The sequence below is a fragment of the Streptomyces sp. NPDC033180 genome (assembly GCF_055577645.1).
Genome location: NZ_JBVIPU010000024.1, coordinates 47719 through 67383 on the forward strand (window position 1 = coordinate 47719; position 19665 = coordinate 67383).

The 19665-nt window shown below is 70.6% G+C and carries 20 protein-coding genes; 6 read left to right on the plus strand and 14 right to left on the minus strand.

The window, feature by feature from the left end:
• Positions 1-74 precede the first annotated feature (74 nt).
• Positions 75-1466 carry a glycine betaine/L-proline transporter ProP gene (gene proP, locus ACZ5WE_RS37045; RefSeq protein WP_467696225.1) on the plus strand — a complete coding sequence of 464 codons (1392 nt, stop codon included), beginning with the start codon at positions 75-77 and terminating at the stop codon, positions 1464-1466.
• 32 nt (positions 1467-1498) lie between these two features.
• Positions 1499-1837, plus strand: coding sequence for a hypothetical protein (locus ACZ5WE_RS37050; protein ID WP_467696203.1), 339 nt, complete (start codon positions 1499-1501; stop codon positions 1835-1837).
• On the opposite strand, the gene ACZ5WE_RS37055 is transcribed toward ACZ5WE_RS37050, so the two are convergent.
• The gene (locus ACZ5WE_RS37055) at positions 1812-2744 is read right to left on the minus strand and encodes a hypothetical protein (RefSeq protein ID WP_467696204.1); all 933 of its coding nucleotides are present in this window, start codon (positions 2742-2744) and stop codon (positions 1812-1814) included. The genes ACZ5WE_RS37050 and ACZ5WE_RS37055 overlap by 26 nt on opposite strands.
• A gap of 114 nt (positions 2745-2858) precedes the next feature.
• Positions 2859-4340 carry a DHA2 family efflux MFS transporter permease subunit gene (locus ACZ5WE_RS37060; RefSeq protein ID WP_467696206.1) on the minus strand — a complete coding sequence of 494 codons (1482 nt, stop codon included), beginning with the start codon at positions 4338-4340 and terminating at the stop codon, positions 2859-2861.
• A gap of 90 nt (positions 4341-4430) precedes the next feature.
• Here ACZ5WE_RS37060 and ACZ5WE_RS37065 point away from each other — a divergent pair, with 90 nt between their 5' ends.
• The gene (locus tag ACZ5WE_RS37065) at positions 4431-4826 is read left to right on the plus strand and encodes a winged helix-turn-helix transcriptional regulator (RefSeq protein ID WP_467696208.1); all 396 of its coding nucleotides are present in this window, start codon (positions 4431-4433) and stop codon (positions 4824-4826) included.
• Positions 4827-4868: 42 nt separating this feature from the next.
• On the opposite strand, the gene ACZ5WE_RS37070 is transcribed toward ACZ5WE_RS37065, so the two are convergent.
• The 10 genes from ACZ5WE_RS37070 to ACZ5WE_RS37115 all read right to left on the minus strand — a co-directional run bounded on the left by ACZ5WE_RS37070 (position 4869) and on the right by ACZ5WE_RS37115 (position 14178).
• A complete protein-coding gene (locus ACZ5WE_RS37070; RefSeq protein WP_467696209.1) occupies positions 4869-5717 on the minus strand; it encodes an SAM-dependent methyltransferase in 849 nt (282 codons plus the stop codon).
• 92 nt (positions 5718-5809) lie between these two features.
• Positions 5810-6232 carry an acyl-CoA thioesterase gene (locus ACZ5WE_RS37075; protein ID WP_467696210.1) on the minus strand — a complete coding sequence of 141 codons (423 nt, stop codon included), beginning with the start codon at positions 6230-6232 and terminating at the stop codon, positions 5810-5812.
• A 10-nt stretch (positions 6233-6242) separates the two neighbouring features.
• The gene (locus ACZ5WE_RS37080; protein ID WP_467696211.1) at positions 6243-6935 is read right to left on the minus strand and encodes a hypothetical protein; all 693 of its coding nucleotides are present in this window, start codon (positions 6933-6935) and stop codon (positions 6243-6245) included.
• 112 nt (positions 6936-7047) lie between these two features.
• On the minus strand, positions 7048-7953 hold the full coding sequence (locus tag ACZ5WE_RS37085) for a TIGR03619 family F420-dependent LLM class oxidoreductase (protein WP_467696213.1): 906 nt from the start codon (positions 7951-7953) through the stop codon (positions 7048-7050).
• 78 nt (positions 7954-8031) lie between these two features.
• Positions 8032-8616 (minus strand): TerD family protein, encoded by a 585-nt coding sequence (locus tag ACZ5WE_RS37090; protein WP_467696214.1) that lies wholly within the window; start codon positions 8614-8616, stop codon positions 8032-8034.
• A 53-nt stretch (positions 8617-8669) separates the two neighbouring features.
• Entirely contained in the window at positions 8670-9263 is a 594-nt protein-coding gene (locus ACZ5WE_RS37095; protein ID WP_467696215.1) for a histidine phosphatase family protein, read from the minus strand.
• 106 nt (positions 9264-9369) lie between these two features.
• Positions 9370-10152, minus strand: a complete 783-nt coding sequence (locus ACZ5WE_RS37100) for a hypothetical protein (RefSeq protein ID WP_467696217.1) — start codon at positions 10150-10152, stop codon at positions 9370-9372.
• The gene (locus ACZ5WE_RS37105) at positions 10152-11468 is read right to left on the minus strand and encodes a VWA domain-containing protein (protein ID WP_467696218.1); all 1317 of its coding nucleotides are present in this window, start codon (positions 11466-11468) and stop codon (positions 10152-10154) included. The genes ACZ5WE_RS37100 and ACZ5WE_RS37105 overlap by 1 nt, the downstream gene beginning before the upstream one ends.
• Positions 11469-11573: 105 nt before the next feature.
• Positions 11574-12815 carry an FAD-dependent monooxygenase gene (locus ACZ5WE_RS37110; protein WP_467696226.1) on the minus strand — a complete coding sequence of 414 codons (1242 nt, stop codon included), beginning with the start codon at positions 12813-12815 and terminating at the stop codon, positions 11574-11576.
• Positions 12816-12966: 151 nt separating this feature from the next.
• The gene (locus ACZ5WE_RS37115; protein WP_467696219.1) at positions 12967-14178 is read right to left on the minus strand and encodes a pyridoxal phosphate-dependent aminotransferase; all 1212 of its coding nucleotides are present in this window, start codon (positions 14176-14178) and stop codon (positions 12967-12969) included.
• 84 nt (positions 14179-14262) lie between these two features.
• On the opposite strand from ACZ5WE_RS37115, the gene ACZ5WE_RS37120 reads away from it, so the two are divergent.
• Positions 14263-14907, plus strand: coding sequence for a winged helix-turn-helix transcriptional regulator (locus ACZ5WE_RS37120; RefSeq protein WP_467696220.1), 645 nt, complete (start codon positions 14263-14265; stop codon positions 14905-14907).
• A gap of 410 nt (positions 14908-15317) precedes the next feature.
• Positions 15318-16223 carry a HipA family kinase gene (locus ACZ5WE_RS37125; protein ID WP_467696227.1) on the plus strand — a complete coding sequence of 302 codons (906 nt, stop codon included), beginning with the start codon at positions 15318-15320 and terminating at the stop codon, positions 16221-16223.
• Positions 16224-16335: 112 nt separating this feature from the next.
• Here the strand turns inward: ACZ5WE_RS37125 and aceB are convergent, their stop codons facing one another.
• Positions 16336-17955: a malate synthase A gene (gene aceB, locus ACZ5WE_RS37130; protein ID WP_467696222.1), complete on the minus strand. Its 1620-nt coding sequence runs from the start codon at positions 17953-17955 to the stop codon at positions 16336-16338.
• 226 nt (positions 17956-18181) lie between these two features.
• Positions 18182-18781, minus strand: coding sequence for a nucleotidyltransferase family protein (locus ACZ5WE_RS37135; RefSeq protein WP_467696223.1), 600 nt, complete (start codon positions 18779-18781; stop codon positions 18182-18184).
• 199 nt (positions 18782-18980) lie between these two features.
• On the opposite strand from ACZ5WE_RS37135, the gene ACZ5WE_RS37140 reads away from it, so the two are divergent.
• Complete coding sequence (locus ACZ5WE_RS37140; RefSeq protein WP_467696224.1) at positions 18981-19295, plus strand: DUF5955 family protein; 315 nt, start codon at positions 18981-18983, stop codon at positions 19293-19295.
• Positions 19296-19665 lie beyond the last annotated feature (370 nt).

Sequence of the window (19665 nt, forward strand, 5' to 3'; positions counted from 1 at the left end):
GCGCGCCCGAAGCCCCTGAATCACCGGTACCCGCTCCGGAGGCCATAGCCCGGCACCGCGCGCTCTTCCGCGCGATGCACCGCAGGAAGAACCCGCGCCTGCGCCAGTCGGACATCACCGTCACCGAAGAGGCGCAGGTCAAGCGGGCGGTCAAGGCCACCGCCCTGGGCAACGCCATGGAGTGGTACGACTTCGGCGTCTACGCCTATCTCGCGGTGATCATCGGCAAGGAGTTCTTCCCCTCCGGCAACGACACCGCGCAGACCCTCTCCTCCCTGGCCACCTTCGCCGCCGCCTTCCTGGTGCGCCCCATCGGCGGCATGTTCTTCGGGCCGCTGGGCGACCGTGTGGGCCGCAAGAAGATCCTCGCACTGACCATGATCATGATGTCGACGGCGACCCTGGCGATCGGTCTGATCCCCAGTTACGCCACCATCGGCGTCTGGGCCCCGGTGCTCCTCGTCCTGTGCCGCATGGTGCAGGGCTTCTCCACGGGCGGCGAGTACGGCGGCGCCGCGACCTTCATCGCCGAGTACGCGCCCGACAAGCGCCGCGGGTTCTGGGGCTCCTTCCTGGAGTTCGGCACCCTGATCGGCTACACGGTCGCGGCGGTCCTGGTGACCGCCCTGACCATGGGACTCGGTGACGGTGCCATGCAGTCCTGGGGCTGGCGCATCCCGTTCCTGGTGGCGGCGCCGCTCGGCCTCATCGGTCTCTATCTGCGGCTGAAGCTGGACGAGTCGCCCGCCTTCCAGAAGATGGCGGAGGCGGAGAGCGGACCGGCCGCCGAGCGCCAGAAGAAGTCCCTCAAGGACTCCTTCTTCGGCCAGTGGCGCGCGATGCTGCTCTGCATCGCGCTGGTCGCCGCGTTCAACGTCACCGACTACATGCTGCTGTCGTACATGCCCACGTATCTGACGCAGCTCGGCTTCGGCGAGACCGGCGGCCTGATGTCCATCGTCATCGTGATGCTGATCCTGATGGCGCTCATCAACTCCGTCGGCCGCCTCTCCGACCGCATTGGCCGCAAGCCGGTCCTGATGGCGGGCTCGGTGGGCTTCTTCGTCCTGGCCATCCCGGCCTTCCTCCTCATCAAGCAGGGCGGCACGGTGGCGGTCTTCACCGGCCTGCTCATCCTCGGCCTGGCCCTGGTCTGCTACCTGGGCGTCATGTCCTCATCGCTGCCGGCCCTGTTCCCGACGGACGTCCGTTACGGCTCGCTGTCCATCGGCTTCAACATCTCGGTCTCGCTCTTCGGTGGTACGACCCCGCTGGTGGTCGCCGCTCTGATCGGCGCGACCGGCAACGACTTGATGCCCGCCTTCTACACGATGCTCGCGGGCCTCGTCGGCATCATCGCGGTGGCCGCGATGCAGGAGACGGCCCGCAAGCCCCTGGAGGGTTCCCCGCCGTCGGTCGCCACGGACGAGGAGGCCCGGGAGCTGGTGGCGGCGCAACGGCCCTGATCCCTCAGCCGCGCCCGGCCTCCAGGGCTTCGATGGCCTCGGTCAGCCACTTCCTGGGCGCGGGACGCGACGAACGGAGGGCCGTCGGGCGCCAGGCGCCGCTCGTGGCAGGGGTGGCTCGCCTGTTTCATCGCGCTGGGCGGAGTCTGGGGGGAGTCTTCGAGGGCAGCGGCGGCAGCCCGGCCCTCGCCCGCATCACGGCGTGCGAGGCAGTCGTACAACTGGCGCTCGCGTACGCCGTGTCGGACCTCGGCCTGCCGGGCGTCTGCCTGGCCATGGCGGTGTCCATGGCCCTGCAGTGCGCGGCGGTCGCCCGCCTCTACCGGCGTGTGAAGGGCACCGAGGTCAGTCGCACAGGCGGCGCGTGGTGAGGGAGCCTCCCGCGTTCTCGTCGTCCGTACCGAGGGCCGCGAGGTCGGAGCCGGAGACACACTGCAGCGCCTCGATCTTGTAGCCCTCGAACTTCTCGAGGATCTCCGGCGACTTGGCGACGGAAAGGCGCACCTCTCCGGCGGTGGTGACGGTCAGCTTGCCCGCGTCGCTCACCGCGGAGTCGAACGGTCCGTCGTCGCCGGGGTCGGAGGCCGAACTAACGAGGATACGGCCCGACTTGGTCACCTCGATGTCCGACGCGTGGCGCACGTTCCCGTTCGGGTACGGCGCACGAAGGGTCGCCGTCTGAACAGCGCCGAACTCAGACTCCCCGTGGGAACCGACCGAGAACGGAGCGGCGTACAGCGTCGCGGGACGGTCCGCGCCCGCGCCGCGGTCCGCCCAGACCGCCGCCGTGCGGCCGTTCCGCGAGGTCAGCGTGAAGCTCTCGAAGTCGTCGCCCGTACCGATCGAGGGCAGCGGCGCGATGTCCAGGACCTTCACGGCCTCCCCGGCGTCGGTCAGCTTGAGGTGGTAGGCGAGCCCACGGCTTGCCACGGCCACGTACTCGTCGGGCGTCCCCGGCACCGCGTCGACCGCCTCCAGGTCGACGGGCTCGATGCTGTCCTGCCAGGTGATCGCTTCGACGGCGGCCGGCCGGCCGGGGCGGTGGGTCACCTCGGCGATACGGTTCTCGCCGGGCCGCTTGTTGTCGCGTACGACGAGGGCGCGAAGATCGTCACCCGAACGGGAGGTGACGGTGAGCCCGCTGATCCCGGACTTCACGTCGTCCCCGACCTGGTGCCATCGGCCTGCCTCCGGCCGCGCCGCGGACAGCCCGGTGCTGAGCACCATGGCAATTCCCGCACCCAGTGCGGTCATTGCGGTCAGAACGCTCTTACGCATGGTCAGGGACCTCTCGTTCGATGTGCGACGCGCGTAGATTCACGGCTGGCCGGACCGTAGTGGCCCGGCCTGTCGTGAGGCAAGGGGAGTGCCCGGATCGGTCTAACAGCCGGATCACGCCGTCGTGGGCTCGCGGTGCTCGGCAGGGGCGGTGGCGTCGGCGTCGGGGGCGCTCGTCCCGCGCTCCGGGCGCAGCAGCGTCGCCGCCAGGGCGAGTCCCGCAGCCGCGATGCCCGTGGCCACCCAGAAGGCGAGACGGTAGCCGTCGGCCGTGGCCGCCACGGTCTGCGCGCCCTGCGCGAGCAAGCCCTCCGTGCGGCTCGCCGCCAGCGTGGTCAGCACGGCCAGGCCCAGTGAACCCCCCACCACCTGCGTGGTGTTGAAGAGGCCGGAGGCCAGGCCGGCATCCTCCTCGCGCACCCCGGACATCGCGAGCCCTGTCACGGCAGGCATCGCCGCCGCGAACCCGGCGCCGAGCAGCAGCATCGCGGGGAGCACGTCGACGACGTAGGAACCGTCGGCGGGCAGGCGGCCGAGAAGGGCGAGACCGGCGGTGATGAGGACCAGGCCCGCGAGCAGCGAACGGTAGGGGCCGAAGCGGCCGATCACCCTGGCGGACAGGCCCACCATCAGGACGCCGATGGTGATGGGCGCGGGCAGGAACGCGAAGCCGGTTTTCAACTCGCCGTAACCGAGCACGCGTTGGAAGTAGAGCGCGCCGATGTACTGGAAGCCGAACATGCCGGCGATCATCATGATCTGCACGGTGTTGGCGCCGGTCAGGATGCGCGAGCGGAAGACGCGCAGGCGCAGCAGGGGGCGGGCCGTACGGGCCTGGCGCATGGCGAACGCGGTGTACAGGACGAGGGAGAGGGTGGCGAGCGCGAGTGTGGCGGGTGTCCCGTGCTCGGCGGAGCCGACGATCGTGTAGACGGTGAGCATCAGCGCGCCGGTGATGAGCGCCGCGCCCGGGTAGTCCGCGCCCCCGGCAAGGCCCGTGCCGCGGTCGTTCGCCAGAATGCGTACCGCGGCGACGAGCGCGACGGCCCCGATCGGCAGGTTGATCAGGAAGATCCAGTGCCAGTTGAGGATCTCGGTGAGCGCGCCGCCCAGGAACGTGCCGAGCGCACCGCCCGCCGCACCGACCGAACTGAACACCGCGATGGCCTTGGCCTGTTCGCGTGGCTCGGGGAAGAGCGCCACCAGCATGCCGAGCACGACCGCCGATGTCATCGCCCCGCCGACCCCCTGTACGGCGCGTGCCGCGATCAGCAGTCCCTGGTCGGTGGCGACTCCGCACAGCACCGACGCCGCGGTGAACACGGCGAGGCCCCAGACGAACATCCGCTTGCGGCCGATGAGATCGCCGAGCCGTCCGGCGAGGAGGAGCAGACCGCCGAAGGCGATGAGGTAGGCGTTCACGACCCAGGCGAGGCCCGGCGCCGAGAAGCCGAGATCACTCTGGATGGTTGGCATCGCGACGGTCACGATGTTGCCGTCGATGATCGTCATCAGGAGGCCGGAGGACAGCACGGCGAGCGACGCCCAGCGGGAGTGTGGTGAGGTGGATGGGGCCTGAGCCCTGGCCTCGGACATGATGAGAACCTCCATGAACTGCATAGGTGCACGACTTGTAACGGGGCTTATCGTGCGTGACCATGGAGGTCGGCAGAAGGAGGCACTTCGATGTCCCAAAGGAACACCGGTGTTACCTCCCAGGTGGTGAACGCGCAGGCGTGCCCCGTCCGGGAAGTTCTTGACAGGGTGGTGGGGAAATGGAGCGTCCCGATCCTGATCGCGGCGGCCCACGGCCCCATCCGCTTCACCGAGTTGGAGCGCAGCATCGACGGCATCAGCCGCCGCATGCTGACCCTGACCCTGCGGAATCTGGAGCGCGACGGCCTGCTCACACGCATGGCGCATCCGACGGTACCGCCGAAGGTTGAGTACGAACTGACGGCGGTTGCCCAGGAGTTGTATGAAACGCTGCTCAGCCTGACCGGGTGGGCCGAGCGGCACCGGGTGACGATCGCACAGTCGCGTGCGGACTACGACGAGCGGCGGGGGCTGGTGGGCGCGTAACCCCCGTCGCTCCGTGCGAGTGTGGGTGAAGGCGTGGGCGGGCTACGGCTTGCGAGCCACCGCGCCGTACGCGTCGACCGACGTCGACTCCCCGGAGCCGGAGCCGGAGCCGGAGCCGGAGCCGGAGCCGGAGTCCGGGCGCCACTGGGTGACCTGGGAGACGCCGGGGTCCACCAGCTCCAAGCCGTCGAAGAAGCCGCCGATCTCCTCGACGCCGCGTACGTGGTAGGGGATCGCGCCGCTCTTGTTGTACGCGTCCGATGCCGCGATCATGCCCTCGCTGGTGGCGGTGCTGTCGCTGATCACCAGATAGCTGCCGGACGGCAGGCCCGCCATCAGCCGGGAGACCAGCTCGCGTGCCTGCGCGTAATCGGCCACGTGGCCAAGGGTGTTGAGGATCATCAGGGCGACCGGCCGCGAGAGGTCCAGGGTCGCGCTCGCGGACTCCAGGATGGCCTCGGGGGCGTGGAGGTCGGCGTCGATGTACGCGGTCTCGCCCTCGGGTGTGCTGGTGAGCAGCGCGCGGGCGTGGGCGAGGACGAGCGGGTCGTTGTCCACGTACACGATCCGGGAGTCCGGGGCCGCGCGCTGGGCGACCTCGTGCGTGTTGTCGGCGGTCGGCAGGCCCGTGCCGATGTCGAGGAACTGGCGGATGCCCTGCTCCGTCGCCAGATACCGGACCGCGCGGCCGAGGAAGTGCCGGCTCAGGCGTGCCACGTCGACCAGGCCGGGGTGGATCTCCTTGATGTGGTCGCCGAGTTCGCGGTCCTTCTCGTAGTTGTCCTTGCCGCCCACGAAGTAGTTCCAAAAGCGCGCGGAGTGCGGCGTGCTGGTGTCGATGCGCGCGCGTATGTCCGCGGCGGCTTCGGCTTGGGGGTCGCGGTCCGACACGGGGCCTCCTGGGGTGAGCGGGCGTGCTCCTGCTTGGTACCTGAAGGAACGATCACGCGCCAATCCAGTTCCCGCGGGGCCGGCCGAGGCGGTCAGAGGCCGATCACGGTCGGGTCGTCGGCCAGCGCCCTGAAGTACTCGCGCGGGTCCGCGACCATCTGCCGTTCGTTCAGGTCCAGGAGGCCGCCGATGGAGTGCAGCTCGGCGGCCGTGGTGCCGTCCTTCTTGCGGATCGACTGCTCGATGCGGAAGGTCTTGCGCTCGCCCCAGAGGAACGCACAGGTCACCTCCACCTCGTCACCCGCGCGCAGTTCGCTGAAGTAGCGGATGGTGTTCTCCAGGGCGACGGGGCCGACACCCTTGGCGAGCAGATCGGCCTGCTCGATGCCCGCCGCGCGCAGCACCGACCAGCGGGCGTGCTCGGCGTACTGCAGATAGACGGCTTGGTTCAGGTGGCCCTGCGAGTCCGTCTCGTACCCACGGACGCTGATGCTCACGGAAAACGGCTCCGCCACGACATTCCCTTCAACGGTTCTCACGGTCACTTCGGTTCTTCACGGTCACTTCGATCGCCTGGCTTCTTCGGGGCGAGGCGAGGAGATAGCGCGCGCCACGAGGCCGCTCGGTGTGCTCGCTGACCTGCCAGCCCGCGGCCTCCAGCGCCGTGGCGCACGCCCGCAGCCCGTCCGCTGCCGCCTCGCGCACGGCGACGGCCTCGGGCTGCGGAGTCCCGCCCACCCGATAGCCGTCGGGCCCGGGCGGGCAGCCCGCCGCCTCCAGGGCCAGCGCGGCGGCCTGCACCAGGTGTGTCCGCTCCCAGGCGCAGGGCCGGTCCCGCGCGCCGTCCGGATTGGTCATGCGACGCATCTCAAGCAGGCCTTCCCAGGCGCTGCGTACGTCGCGTGCGCGCGCCTTTGGTCTCTCCGCGCCCGGCGGTGGCGCCGCCTCGGCGCCGGTGCGCGCGGCGAAGAGGCCGGAGGCGGCGGGGGCGGCCGGGGGAGAGGCGGAGGCCTCGGCGGCGGGAGGGGTGATCGTGCCCTCCCGTATGCGATGGCCCGCGGGCGTCAGGAAACAGGCGTGCGGCGGGCGGGGGTGCCGGAAGGCGAGGCGGTGGCGCACGAGTCCCGCCAGCTGTGCCTCGCTCCCGGTAAGACGGCCCGTCGCCGGGTCCGCGGCCTCGATGATCCGCCGCTGAGCGGCCGTCGGAGGCTTCGTCATGGCCCACCTCTTCCCCAGGTCCTGTCTTCCCCAGGTCCTGCTGCCTGGTTCCGATAGTGCCTTGTGCCACTGACCACGGCCGCGGGACGTCAGCTTTCCGCGGTCCGCCGACTCAGCGAACCGTTCCCGTGGCGGGATCGACCACCTTCTCGGCGACGAGTTCGAGCGTGCGCCGGTCGTCGTCGGCGGTGCCCCGCTCGCCGGGCGTGCCGGGGTAGGTGTCGAGCAGCACGTCCGTGGCGCCGAGCTCGGCAAGGGCCTCCAGGTCGGCGCGGAGCTGGTCGACGCCGCCGTGCCCCAGGGGGCGGTCCTCCGTGTCCGGCTGGGCGGTGAGCTTGAGCTGGAGGCGGGGCACCAGGTCCGGCGCGGGGCGCCCGGCGGCCTCGGCCTGAGCCGCGATCCGGGGCAGCGCCGCCCGCAGCACTTCGAGCGTCGGCATGAACGGGTGCCAGCCCTCGCCGAGGCGGGCCGCGCGGCGCTGGGCCGCGGGGGAGTTGCCGCCGACCCAGACGGGCAGGTGGGTCGCGGGGGCGGGGGCGTTGCGGATGTCCTCGTAGGCGACGTACCGGCCCCGGAACGAGGTTGTCTCCTCGCTCCACGCGGCACGGATCGCGGTGAGGTACTCGTCCGTGATGGCGCCGCGCTCCTCGAAGGGGACGCCGAGCGCCTCGTACTCGGCGCGGGACCAGCCGACCCCCGCGCCGAGGATGAAGCCCGCTTCGTTCAGCTGGTCGATGTTGGCGGCCAGGCGGGCGGTCTGCAGGGGGTGGCGGTAGGGGATCACGGTGATCGTCGTGCCGAGCCGCAGCCCAGGGACGCGGCCCGCGAGATGCGCGGCGAGCACGAACTGGTCGTAGAACGGGGCCGGATAGACCGCGTGCACGTCGGGGGTGACCGTTATGTGGTCGGAGATCATCGCGAAGCCGAAACCGAGTTCACGGGCGTCGGTCGCCTGACGGACGAGGGAGTCGGGGGTGGTGCCGGAGCCGAAGTTGAGGAGGTTCACGCCGTATCGCATGGCGGCAAGTCTTGATGATCTTCGGGGTGCGTGTCGAACCGGGCCGGCCGGGGACCGGCCGGCCCGGACCTCCGTCGGCTACTTGCTCATCGCGAAGCGCATCAGGGCCTGCTCGTCGCCCTGCTTGATCTTCCCGGTCTCGTTGATGACCTGGAGCTTCCAGCTCCCGCCCTCCCGGATCGCCTTGGCCACGGCGCAGCCGTTGTCGTTCGTGAGCAGGCTCGGCCAGATGTCGGCGACCTGCTGGGTGCTGCCGCCCGTGGCGTCGTACACCTTGAAGCTGATGTTGCGCGCGTTCTGGAAGGCGCTGCGCTTCTTGTACGCGGCGGCGACGAACACGATGGACGTGATGTTGTCCGGCACGCGGTCGAACTCGACGGTCACCGTCTCGTCGTCGCCGTCGCCCTTGCCGGTCTGGTTGTCGCCGCTGTGCACCAGCGAGCCGTTGCCCAGCGGGTCGAGCGAGTCGAGGCCCGCGAGGCGCACCGGGTCCGCCCCGGCCATCGCGATGGCGATCAGGTCGAGGTCGGTGCCGGCCTTCTGGCGGAGCTTGCCCATCAGGCCACCGCTGCTGCCGACCGTGGGGTCCCAGGACACCCCTATGGACAGACGGGTCACGCCGCCCAGATCCGCAGGTCCGTCTTCCTTCTTGAGCGTGATCATTCGCGATCCTTCTTGGTGGTGAGAGTGCTATATGGGACAGAGTGTGCCTGGTTTTACGGACGAATGTTCCAGCTCGCCACCACCGGGCGGCCGTGCTCCGTGCTGAGGCGGCAGACCGTTCCCGTCGCCAGCTGGAACAACGACCCGCCCGACACCGGCAGTCCGAGCCGCCGGGCCGTCAGCACCCGCAGGAAGTGGGAGTGCGCGAAGAGGACCACGCTGCTTTCGTAGTTGGCGAGCGCCGCATCGACCCTGGCCAGCATCCGGTCGGCCCGCTCGCCGACCTCCTCCGGGCTCTCACCGGGGTGCTCCGCGGGGCCCGGGGCCACGCCGTCCGTGAACAGATACCAGTCGGGGCGCGTGCGGTGGATCTCCACTGTCGTGACCCCCTCGTACGCCCCGTAGTCCCACTCGCTCAGGTCGGGGTCCACCCGGGCGTCCGGGAACCCCGCCAACTCCGCCGTGTCCCTGGCCCGCTGCCGGGGGCTCGTGAACGCCGCCCCGATCCGGAACCGTCCCACCAGACCCGCGAGCCCCCGCGCCTGTTCCCTGCCGTTCTCGGTGAGCGGGATGTCCGTCCAACTGGTGTGCCGGCCGTTCATCGACCACTCGGTCTCGCCGTGCCGGACGAGGAGCAGGTCACCCATGGTGCGGAACTTCCTGTCTGTCGATGGATCCGCAGCGTCTGTCGACGGCTGTGTCGGTGGTGGCCGGACCGGACCGGCGAATGGCCCGGTCCGACCACCACCGAGACTAGATCCCCGCAGGTACGCGCGCCGGGCGGCCCGAGCCGCGCGTCAGGCGGTAGCCCCCGATGCCCGCGAGCGCGCCGAGCACGCCGCCGCCCGCGGTCCACAGCCAGCGGGACGACCACCACCCCGAGGCCCAGCCGTCCTCCGGCTCACTGGAGGCCGCCGCCATCCTCGTGCCCGCCCCCGGCACCAGCGGCTCCGCCAGCGCGCCGTCCACCGCCTGCGCACCGCCCGCGTCGCTCGACGTCACCTTCGTCGCGGCCCGCATCGGCAGGCCCAGGTCGTCGGCCTTGAGGCCGGTGACCGTCAGGCGCGCGTAGTACGTGCCGGGCAGCGGGTCGTTGGCCCACGGCTCGGACCAGCCGCGCACGGTGCGCAGCGTGCAGGACAGCTCGACCGTGGCGGCGTCCTGCGCCGCGGTCCTGGTCTGCGCGCCGTACCGGCACGCCTGGTGGCGCCGCAGTCCGTCGTACACATCGACCCGCCAGGTGGAGTCGCCGTGCCTGGCGGCGGCCTCGGGCAGCTTCACCGTGGCGTGCACGGTGGGGCGCTGCCCGATGTCCGCGGGGAACGACCAGTACAGGTAGTCGCCGGTGGAAGCCTCCGCCGTCGCCTCCTGATCAAGCTGGATCGCCGTCGCCGTGCGGAAGGACGTGCCGGCCTCGGTGGGCTCGTCGCCGTCGTCGGTTCCCTCGGCGAACGCCGCTCCGGCCGTCCCGGCCAGGGCGAGCAGCGCGGCACCGGCCAACAGGCCGGCCCTGCTCACCACACGTGTCGCATGCATCAGTTGGTCCTCCAGACCGCGAAGCGCCAGCGCGAGACCCAGCCCCAGACCAGACCGGCCAGGAAGCCGGTGAGGATCAGCACGCCGAGCAGCCACCAGCCGTTGCCCAGGCCGAAGGACGCCACGTCCGACGCCTCGTCGGGGGCGTCCACCAGATCGACGGCGAGCTCGACGGGCAGGCCCGGGGTCGTCTTGACCGATGAGGGCGCCGAGAAGGAGTTGCTGACCTGGAGACACACGGTCTCGGCGGCGGGACCGCTCTTTCCGTCGGTCCCCTCGTCGTCCCCGTCCTCCTCCGGCCTGGGATAGCGCAGGCCGGTCGAGAGCACGTCCGTACGCCCGTCGCCCGCCTCGGAGCCCCGCACGATCTCGCGACCGTGCACGGTCGAGGCCCGCAGCAGCACGCCGTAGTCCTGGTTCACCGCGCGGTCGGCGCCGACACTGACGGAAGCGCGCAGCTCCTGGCCGGGCTCGACGGCGACGCGGTACCAGCGGTGCTCGCCGAACTTCTCGCGGTCGGTGTAGACGCCCGCCTTCAGCTGCGGGGCGTCGGTGCACTGGGCGGCGCCCTCGGTGGCGACCGGGGTGGCGACGGGGTCCGCCGCGCGGTCCACCAACTGCTTGACGCGGCCGGAGAGTTCATCGGTGTGCCGCACGGATGTGTACGTACCGCCGGTGGCTTCCGCGATGCAGCTCAGCTGGTCGCGGGTCCTGGCGTCCGGAACCAGGCCGAGCGTGTCGACCGTGAGGTGGATGCCCTCGGCGGAGATCTTGCGGGCCACCTCGCACGGATCGAGCGGCTGGCAGGTGTCCTCGCCGTCGGAGATGAGGACGATCCGGCGGCTGCGCTCGGTGTTGTCGTCCTTGAGGTCGTCGGCGGCCTTCAGGAGCGTGGGGCCGATCGGCGTCCAGCCGGTGGGCGCGAGCGTGGCCACCGCGGCCTTCGCGTCGGTGCGCCCCGTGCGGTCGAGCTCCGCGACCGGGTAGAGGAGCTCGGTGTCCTTGCAGCCCGTCTTGCGGTCGTCGCCGCGGTAGTTGGCGCCCAACGTGCGTATGCCGAGCTGGACTTCGTCCGGTGTGGCGTCGAGAACCTCGTTGAACGCCTGCTTCGCCGCCGACATCCGGGACTTGCCGTCGATGTCGCGGGCCCGCATCGAACCGCTGACGTCGAGGACCAGCTCGACCTTGGGCGAGGGCTGTGCCGGTAGGTCGTCATCGGCGGATGCGGCGCCGGCGGGGCCCGCCGCGGCGAGCCCGGCGGTCAAGGCGGCGAGCAGGGCGAAGGCCCCGGCCGCCGACCGTTGTCTTGTGATCATCGCCGGATCTTATTGATCTTGACGTGCATACCCAAACCGGCGGGTGGGTAGGACCCTTCGTCCTCTCACCCCTTCGCCCTCGCCCTTTCGGCCCAGGGACTCGATCTACCGCCTCAGCTCGCGGCCCCCGAACGCCCCGCCCCCGTCGGCCTGCTTCCACCACGTCTCGAGCGCCGTCTGGTCCATGGACCGCCACGGCGGCGTCTCCTCGACGAGCGCACGGCCGAGGCGCCGCCCGAGATCGACCATCGCGGCGCCGGAGAGCGTGCGGTCGGTGTCGTACGTGTCGAGCGCGTCCGGCCAGGTCGTGGCCGTGGCGAAGGCGGACTCCAGGACCGTCGCGTCCTGCAGCGCCTTGACCGCGCCGGCCCCGGTGTGCGGCCGGGCGACGGTGGCGGCGTCGCCCACGAGGAGCAGACGGCCCGCGGTGTAGCGAGGCGCCGTGAAGTCGTACATCGGCTGGAGGAAGAGCTCGTCGGGAGCGGTCCTGCGGACGAGATCGCCCCAGTAGGGAGGCAGCAACTCGTCGCACACATAGGTGAGATGAGAGGAGAGGTCCTCCGTGAGCCCGCCGGGCGGCAGGCTAGTGGGGGCGGTCAGCTTCAGGTCGAGGCCGAGTCCCAGGTCGAGGTCGGGCGGCGGCGCCGTGTACAGCACCCAGTTGACGCGGTGCCCGCCCACTCCGTGGTCGGGAATGCGGTACAGGATCACGTGGCCGCCGGGGAAGACGACGTACGCGCAGTCCTCCTGAGCCCACAGCTCCGGGTCCGGCAACCTGTCTACCGGGAAGGCGCCGCGCCAGGCGAGGTAACCGGCGTATGCGGGACGTACGGCGCCGAATGCCGCCGTACGGACCACGGAGCGGTAGCCGTCGGCGCCGACCACCAGGTCGAAGCGTTCGGTGCCGTCGGCGGTGATGACCTCGGCGTCCTCCGCATCCTCTGCCGCGCCCGGACGCACTTCGTCCACCGCCACGCCCGAGCGAAAGCCCACGGAATCGGGCACGCGGCCGCGCAACTCGCGCCACAGAGGACCCCAGTTGTACGTACGGAAGGGGAACGCCATCGTCCCGATCTCGTGCCCGAGCGGCCCCGCGGCCGATCCGTCCCGTACATACCAGCGGCGCCGCACCAACTGCACCCACGGCATGTCCGCGTCCAGATATCCGGCGGAATCCAGCTCCGCGTAACGGGAGTTGTGCACCGCGAGCCCGACGCCGCGGTCCGCCAGATGGCCCGCGGCCCGCTCGTACACCGTGATCTCATCGGCGCCACCGCGGTACGCGGCGAGTGCGGCGGCGCATCCGGCGATGCTTCCACCCACGATGGCGACCCTGCCTCCACGCATCATCGCGCCATCCTGGCAGCAAGAATGACCCTCTGTCAGCGCAGAGACACTCCGCGTCCCGCGAAGGACGGTTCGAAGTCCGAAAGTGCCATGCCCGCCGTCCGCGTCCGGGCGTCGATCCCGGACGGGCCGAGCGTCATCCGCAGGCACGTCACTGGCGGTATCCGCTGAGGAAGCGGCCGATGCGGCTGATCGCCGCGTCGAGGTCGTCAGCGTAGGGGAGAGTCAGGATGCGGAAGTGGTCGGGGCGCGGCCAGTTGAAGCCCGTGCCCTGCACGACCTGGATCTTCTCCTGGAGCAGCAGGTCGAGGACGAACTTCTCGTCGTCGTGGATGGGGTGGACCTTGGGGTCGAGGCGCGCGAAGGCGTAGAGGGCGCCCTTGGGCTTCACGCACGAGACGCCGGGGATCTCGTTCAGCTTCTGCCACGCCATGTCGCGCTGCTCGTACAGCCTCCCGCCGGGGACGGTGAGTTCACGGATGGACTGGCGGCCGCCGAGGGCGGCCTGGATGGCGTACTGGGCGGGGGCGTTCGGGCACAGGCGCATGGAGGCGAGCATGGTCAGCCCCTCCAGATAGCTCTTCGCGTGCTGCTGCGGGCCGGTGACGACCAGCCAGCCCGAACGGAAGCCCGCCACGCGGTAGGTCTTGGAGAGCCCGCAGAAGGTCAGGACCACCAGGTCCGGGGCGAGCGCGGCGACGCTGTGGTGCACGGCGTCGTCGTACAGGATCTGGTCGTAGATCTCGTCGGCGAAGACCATCAGGCCGTGGCGGCGCGCGAGGTCGAGGATGCCTTCCAGGATCTCCTTCGGGTACACCGCGCCCGTGGGGTTGTTCGGGTTGATGATCACGACGGCCTTCGTGCGGTCGGTGATCTTCGACGCCATGTCGTCCAGGTCGGGGTACCAGTCCGCGGACTCGTCGCACGTGTAGTGGACGGCCCTGCCCCCGGAGAGGGTCGTCACCGCGGTCCACAGCGGGAAGTCCGGGGCGGGGATGAGGACTTCGTCGCCGTCCTCCAGGAGGGCCTGCACGGCCATGGTGACCAGCTCGGAGACGCCGTTGCCGAGGAAGACGTCGTCCACGGAGACCTCGTCGAGCCCCAGGGCCTGGTAGCGCTGGGCGACGGCGCGGCGAGCCGAGAGAATGCCGCGCGAGTCCGTGTAGCCGTGCGCCTGGGGGAGCATCCGGATCATGTCCTGGACGATCTCCTCGGGCGCCTCGAAGCCGAAGAGCGCGGGGTTGCCGGTGTTCAGGCGCAGGACGCTGTGGCCCGCCTCCTCCAGGGCGTTGGCGTGCTCGATGACCGGGCCCCGGATCTCGTAACAGACCTCGCTGAGCTTGCTGGACTGCCGGAACTCCATGCGCTGTGCCTCCCGTGACGTGAGTTACTTGGTTTTACCAAGCTGGAGCTTGGAAAGTCCAACAACTTGCATAGACTGAGTCGCATGCCACCCGCCGCCAGGTCCCGCCGAAGCTATGACCAGTACTGCGCCGCCGCCCGCGCCCTCGACGCCGTCGGTGACCGCTGGACCCTGCTGATCGTCCGTGAGCTCCTGGTCGGCCCGCGCCGCTACACCGATCTGCACGCCGATCTGCCGGGCGTGAGCACGGACGTCCTGGCGTCCCGGCTCAAGGACATGGAGCGCGAGGCCCTGACGACGCGCCGCCGCCTGCCCCCGCCATCGGCCGCGTACGTCTATGAACTGACCGAGAGGGGCCGTGAGTTGCTGCCGGTCCTCCAGGCGCTGGCCACCTGGGGCACGCCCGCCCTCCAGGAGCGCGCGCCGACGGACGCGGTCCGCGCCCACTGGTTCGCGCTGCCGCTGCTGCGGGCCCTTACGGGGCTGCGGGAGGAGGGGGTCTTGGAAGTCCGCCTGGACGAGGGGGAGTTCCACGTCGTTCTCGGGGACGGGGCGGAGTCGTACGGCGACGGCCCGGCGCCCGCGGAACCGGACGCCCGACTCGTCCTGGACGCCGAGACGTGCGTGGCGGTGAGCCGGGGCATCCTGACGGTGGGGGAGGGAGTGCGGACGGGCCGCGTCGACCTCACGGGCGAGGGAGTGCTCGCGAAGGCGTTGCGCGCGTCCTGAGTCCAACAGGCGCTCGCGCCGCCCAACAGGCTCACGCGAGCCTGCCAGGCGGTCAGTTGACGGGTTGGGACATTGAACGGGTTGAGGCATTTGACGGGCGGCCATCACACCGGCCGCGGTTCCCCCTGTCGAGTCCTCTGCTGACCACGGGGGCCATCTCCCAGCGGGTGGCGCGCGCCCCGAGCCGCGCCGGCCTGGTCACTCGGACCCGCGCACCGACCAGGAGCGCGAAGCCCTGGCCGACCTGCCCGTGGGGGAGACCGGAGGGTGATCGGCACGGCCCCGGACAGGAAGGGCCGCGCCTCCGCTTCACCGGCTGTCACGCCTGGCTACTATGCTCGCTTCATGCCGCCGGTCGAAACTCCCCAGATGTCGAAATGCCAGGTGAACGACCTGTGGGGGCTTGGAAGATGCTGAGAGAGGTCGCCGCGACTCGGTACGTCGCACCGCTGCACTCCGGCGGCTCGGTTCCGGGAGTCGTCGAGGCGGACGACCTCGGGACGTACGTCGTGAAGTTCACCGGTTCGGCGCAGGGTCGCAAGGCGCTGGTCGCCGAGATCATCGTCGGTGAGCTGGCCCGCCACCTCGGCCTGCGCTTCCCCGAGCTCGTCCTGGTCCACTTCGACCCGGCGGTGGCGGCCGACGAGCCGCATCAGGAGGTGCGGGACCTGCTGGACGCCAGCGCAGGACTCAACCTGGGCATGGACCTCCTGCCGGGCGCTGTGGACTTCACCCCCGAGGCCCTGGACGTGGACCCGCTGGAGGCGGGCAAGGTGGTGTGGCTCGACGCCCTCACCGCGAACGTCGACCGCACGGTGCACAGCTCGAACCTGATGATCTGGCCCACGTTCGGGATTCACGAGCCGCACCTGTGGCTCATCGACCACGGCGCGGCCCTGGTCTTCCACCACCGCTGGGGCGCGTCCGCACCCGACAAGGTCTACGACTTCCGCCATCACGCGCTGGGCGGGTACGGGCCTGACACGGCCGCCGCCGCTGCGGAGCTGGTGCCTCTGGTCACGGAGGACGTGCTGCGCCAGATCGTGGGGCTCGTTCCTGACGCGTGGCTCGCGGATGAGCCGGGCTTCTCGTCACCCGCCGAGGTGCGGGAGGCGTACGTCGGCTTTCTGCTGGCCCGCGCGCGTGTCTCGACGGCCTGGCTGCCCAGGGACTTCCCCAGCCGGGGCGAGCTCGCCGCCGCCGACGCCCGGCGCGCTGCCGCTACCGAGAAGGGCCGCCCCGCCTGGCTCAAGCGGGTTCCCGATCTGCACGGGAAGCCTGCTGCGGAACAGGACTGGTCCTCGCATCTCGGCTAGGTGCGGACAGTTTGTGGCTGAGCGCGCAGCTCCCCGTGCCCCTTACGGGGCCACGACTTGGCCCCCGGCGCTGTGCGGTGCCGGGGGCCAAGTCGTGAACTCCGCGGGAAAATCAGCGCAGCTGCTCGTACGCCGGGAGCGTGAGGAAGTCCGCGTAGTCCGCGTCCAGGGAGACCTGGAGGAGGAGATCGTGGGCCTGCTGCCACTTGCCGGCGGCGAACGCCTCCTCGCCGATCTCGGCGCGGATCGCGTCCAGTTCGGCGGCGGCGACCTCACGGGCCAGGTCGGCGGTCGCCGTCCGGCCGTTCTCGAAGACGACGCCCGCGTTGATCCACTGCCAGATCTGCGAGCGCGAGATCTCGGCGGTGGCCGCGTCCTCCATGAGGTTGAAGATGGCGACGGCACCGAGGCCGCGCAGCCAGGCCTCGATGTAACGGATGCCGACCTGGACGGCGTTGACCAGGCCGTCGTAGGTGGGCTTCGCGTCGAGGGAGTCGATAGCGATCAGGTCCGCGGGAGCGACCTGGACGTCCTCGCGCAGGCGGTCCTTCTGGTTGGGCTTCTCTCCGAGGACCGCGTCGAACGACTTCATCGCGATCGGGACCAGGTCCGGGTGCGCGACCCAGGAGCCGTCGAAGCCGTCGCCGGCTTCGCGGTCCTTGTCGTTCTTGACCTTCTCGAACGCGACCTTGTTGACCTCGGCGTCCTTGCGGGACGGGATGAAGGCGGCCATGCCGCCGATCGCGTGCGCGCCGCGCTTGTGGCAGGTGCGGACGAGGAGTTCGGTGTACGCCCGCATGAAGGGGGCCGTCATCGTCACGAGGTTGCGGTCCGGCAGGACGAACTTCGAGCCGCCGTCACGGAAGTTCTTGACGATGGAGAAGAGGTAGTCCCAGCGGCCCGCGTTCAGGCCGGACGCGTGGTCGCGGAGCTCGTAGAGGATCTCCTCCATCTCGTACGCGGCCGTGATCGTCTCGATGAGGACCGTGGCGCGGACGGTGCCCTGCGGGACGCCGACGTAGTCCTGCGCGAAGACGAAGATGTCGTTCCAGAGGCGGGCCTCCAGGTACGACTCCGTCTTCGGGAGATAGAAGTACGGGCCCTTGCCGAGCTCGATGAGGCGCTTGGCGTTGTGGAAGAAGTACAGGCCGAAGTCGACGAGCGCGCCGGGCACCGGGCGGCCCTCGAACTGCAGGTGGCGCTCGTCCAGGTGCCAGCCGCGGGGGCGCATGACGACGGTGGCGAGCTCGTCGGCGTCCTTGAGGGAGTACGACTTGCCGCTGCGGTCGTCAGTGAAGTCGATGCGGCGCTCGTAGGCGTCGGCGAGGTTGAGCTGGCCGAGGACCACGTTCTCCCAGGTGGGCGCCGAGGCGTCCTCGAAGTCCGCGAGCCAGACCTTGGCGCCCGAGTTCAGGGCGTTGATGGTCATCTTGCGGTCGGTCGGACCGGTGATCTCCACGCGGCGGTCGTTCAGGGCCGCCGGGGCCGGGGCCACCTTCCAGGAGTCGTCCGCGCGGATCGCCGCGGTCTCGGGAAGGAAGTCGAGCGTGGAGGTGCTTGCGATCTCGGCGCGGCGCTCGGAGCGGCGGGTGAGGAGCTCGTCACGGCGGGGCGTGAAGAGCCGGTGCAGCTCGGCCACAAAGGCGAGGGCCGCGTCGGTGAGGACCTCCTCCTGCCGCGGCAGAGGCTCCGCGTCGACGATGGCCAGCGGGGACTGCGCTGGTGCGGACATGAGCTGTCACTTCCTTCAGCGAGCTTCACAAGTGGCGCTCCGGCGGCCGCCGGGCATTCGCAGTGACACTCAGTGCCACAGGAGCCGAGATACGGCTGTGGGCCCCACTTGAGGGAACGGGTGCTTCTGAACAGTGGATACTAGTTTCCTCATAGTGGAAGTTCAATCGTCTGTTGACGTCGAGATTCTCTTCATCGACAGAACGTGTCGCTGAGTGCCATGCCGGTCACTCAAGGTGGATCAGGTCGGCGGGCGTGTCGATGTCGTACGCCTCGGCCACGTCCCCGCACTCGACGAGTGTGATTTCTCCCTTGTGTTCCTTCAGATAGGCGCGCGCCCCGCGATCACCGACCGCGCTCGCCGCGATACCCGCCCAGTGGTCCGCGCCGAAGAGCACCGGGTGGCCGCGCTCACCCTCGTACGCGGCGGCCGCGAGGGTGGCGGGCGAGCGGTAGGCGGCGTACACGCGGGCCACCGCGTCCGGGCCGATGCCCGGCTGATCGACGAGCGAGACGAGTGCGGCTTCGGTGGCGGCGTCGCTGCCGCGGAGGGAGGCGATCCCGGCCCGCAGCGACGAACCCATCCCCTGGGCCCACTCGGGATTGTCGATCAGTACGCAGCCGGGGAGCGAGGCCTTCTCGCGTACGACATCGGCGTCCGCGCCGAGCACCACGTGGACGCGCGTGCAGCCGGCCTCGCGCAGGACGCGCACCGCGTGCTCCACGAGGGGCCGCCCCCGGTGGTCGAGGAGCGCCTTCGGCCGGCCGCCGAGGCGTCGCCCGCCGCCCGCGGCGAGGAGGAGTCCGGCGATCATCGGATTCGTCATGGCTCCTGCATACCGCACCCTGTCCGCCGGGCCGCGACGCCTTCCGCGATCGAGGCTGTGTCTTCCGGCCAGAAAGTGGCGCGTCCCGCTTCCCGTGGCGTTTACTGGCCCGCGGCCCCCTGGCGTCCGACCAGCGTCGTGCGGGGTCGGCAAGATCTGCACGAGAACATGCGCACGACGTCGTGCGAGGGGGAGAGCTGTGTTGCGGAGCGTGGGGCAGAGACAAGTGACCGGCAGCGATGAGGATCCGCGAGTCGCGGAGTTGGGCACGGCTGTGTCGCGACTGCGCCGTGAGCTCGCCGCGCATCCGGTCGAGTTCCCCGACCGGGGCATCGCCGAGGACGAGCTGGCGGCGCTGGCCGCGATGGCACTGAGCGGCGCCCCGGAGGTGCCGAGGCTGCGACGGTCGCTGCTGCTCGTCGCGGGGGCGATCGGCTCCGTCAGCGCGCTGGCCTCGGGCCTCGCGGCGGTCCGGGGAGCGGTGGAACTCTTCGGGGAGCCGGGAACGAGGTAGGCGGGCCGCCTGGCCTTGACCGGCGTGGATCACCGGCTCCGCCGAGTTCGTCCTCAAACGCCGGACGGGCTGGAATGCTTTGTGCGGCGGGCATCACCGGCTTCGCCGAGTTCGTCCTCAAACGCCGGACGGGCTGACCCGTGCGGCGCCGTCCGCTGGCTTCGCCTCGCTGAGTTCGTCCTCAAGCGACGGACGGGTTGGAGTGCTTCGTGCGGCGTGGGTCACCGGTTTCGCCGAGTTCGTCGTCAGGTGCTGGATGGGCTGGAATCCTTCGTGCGGCGGGCATCACCGGCTTCGCCGAGTTCGTCCTCAAGCGCCGGACGGGCTGACCCGTGCGGCGCCGTCCGCTGGCTTCGCCTCGCTGAGTTCG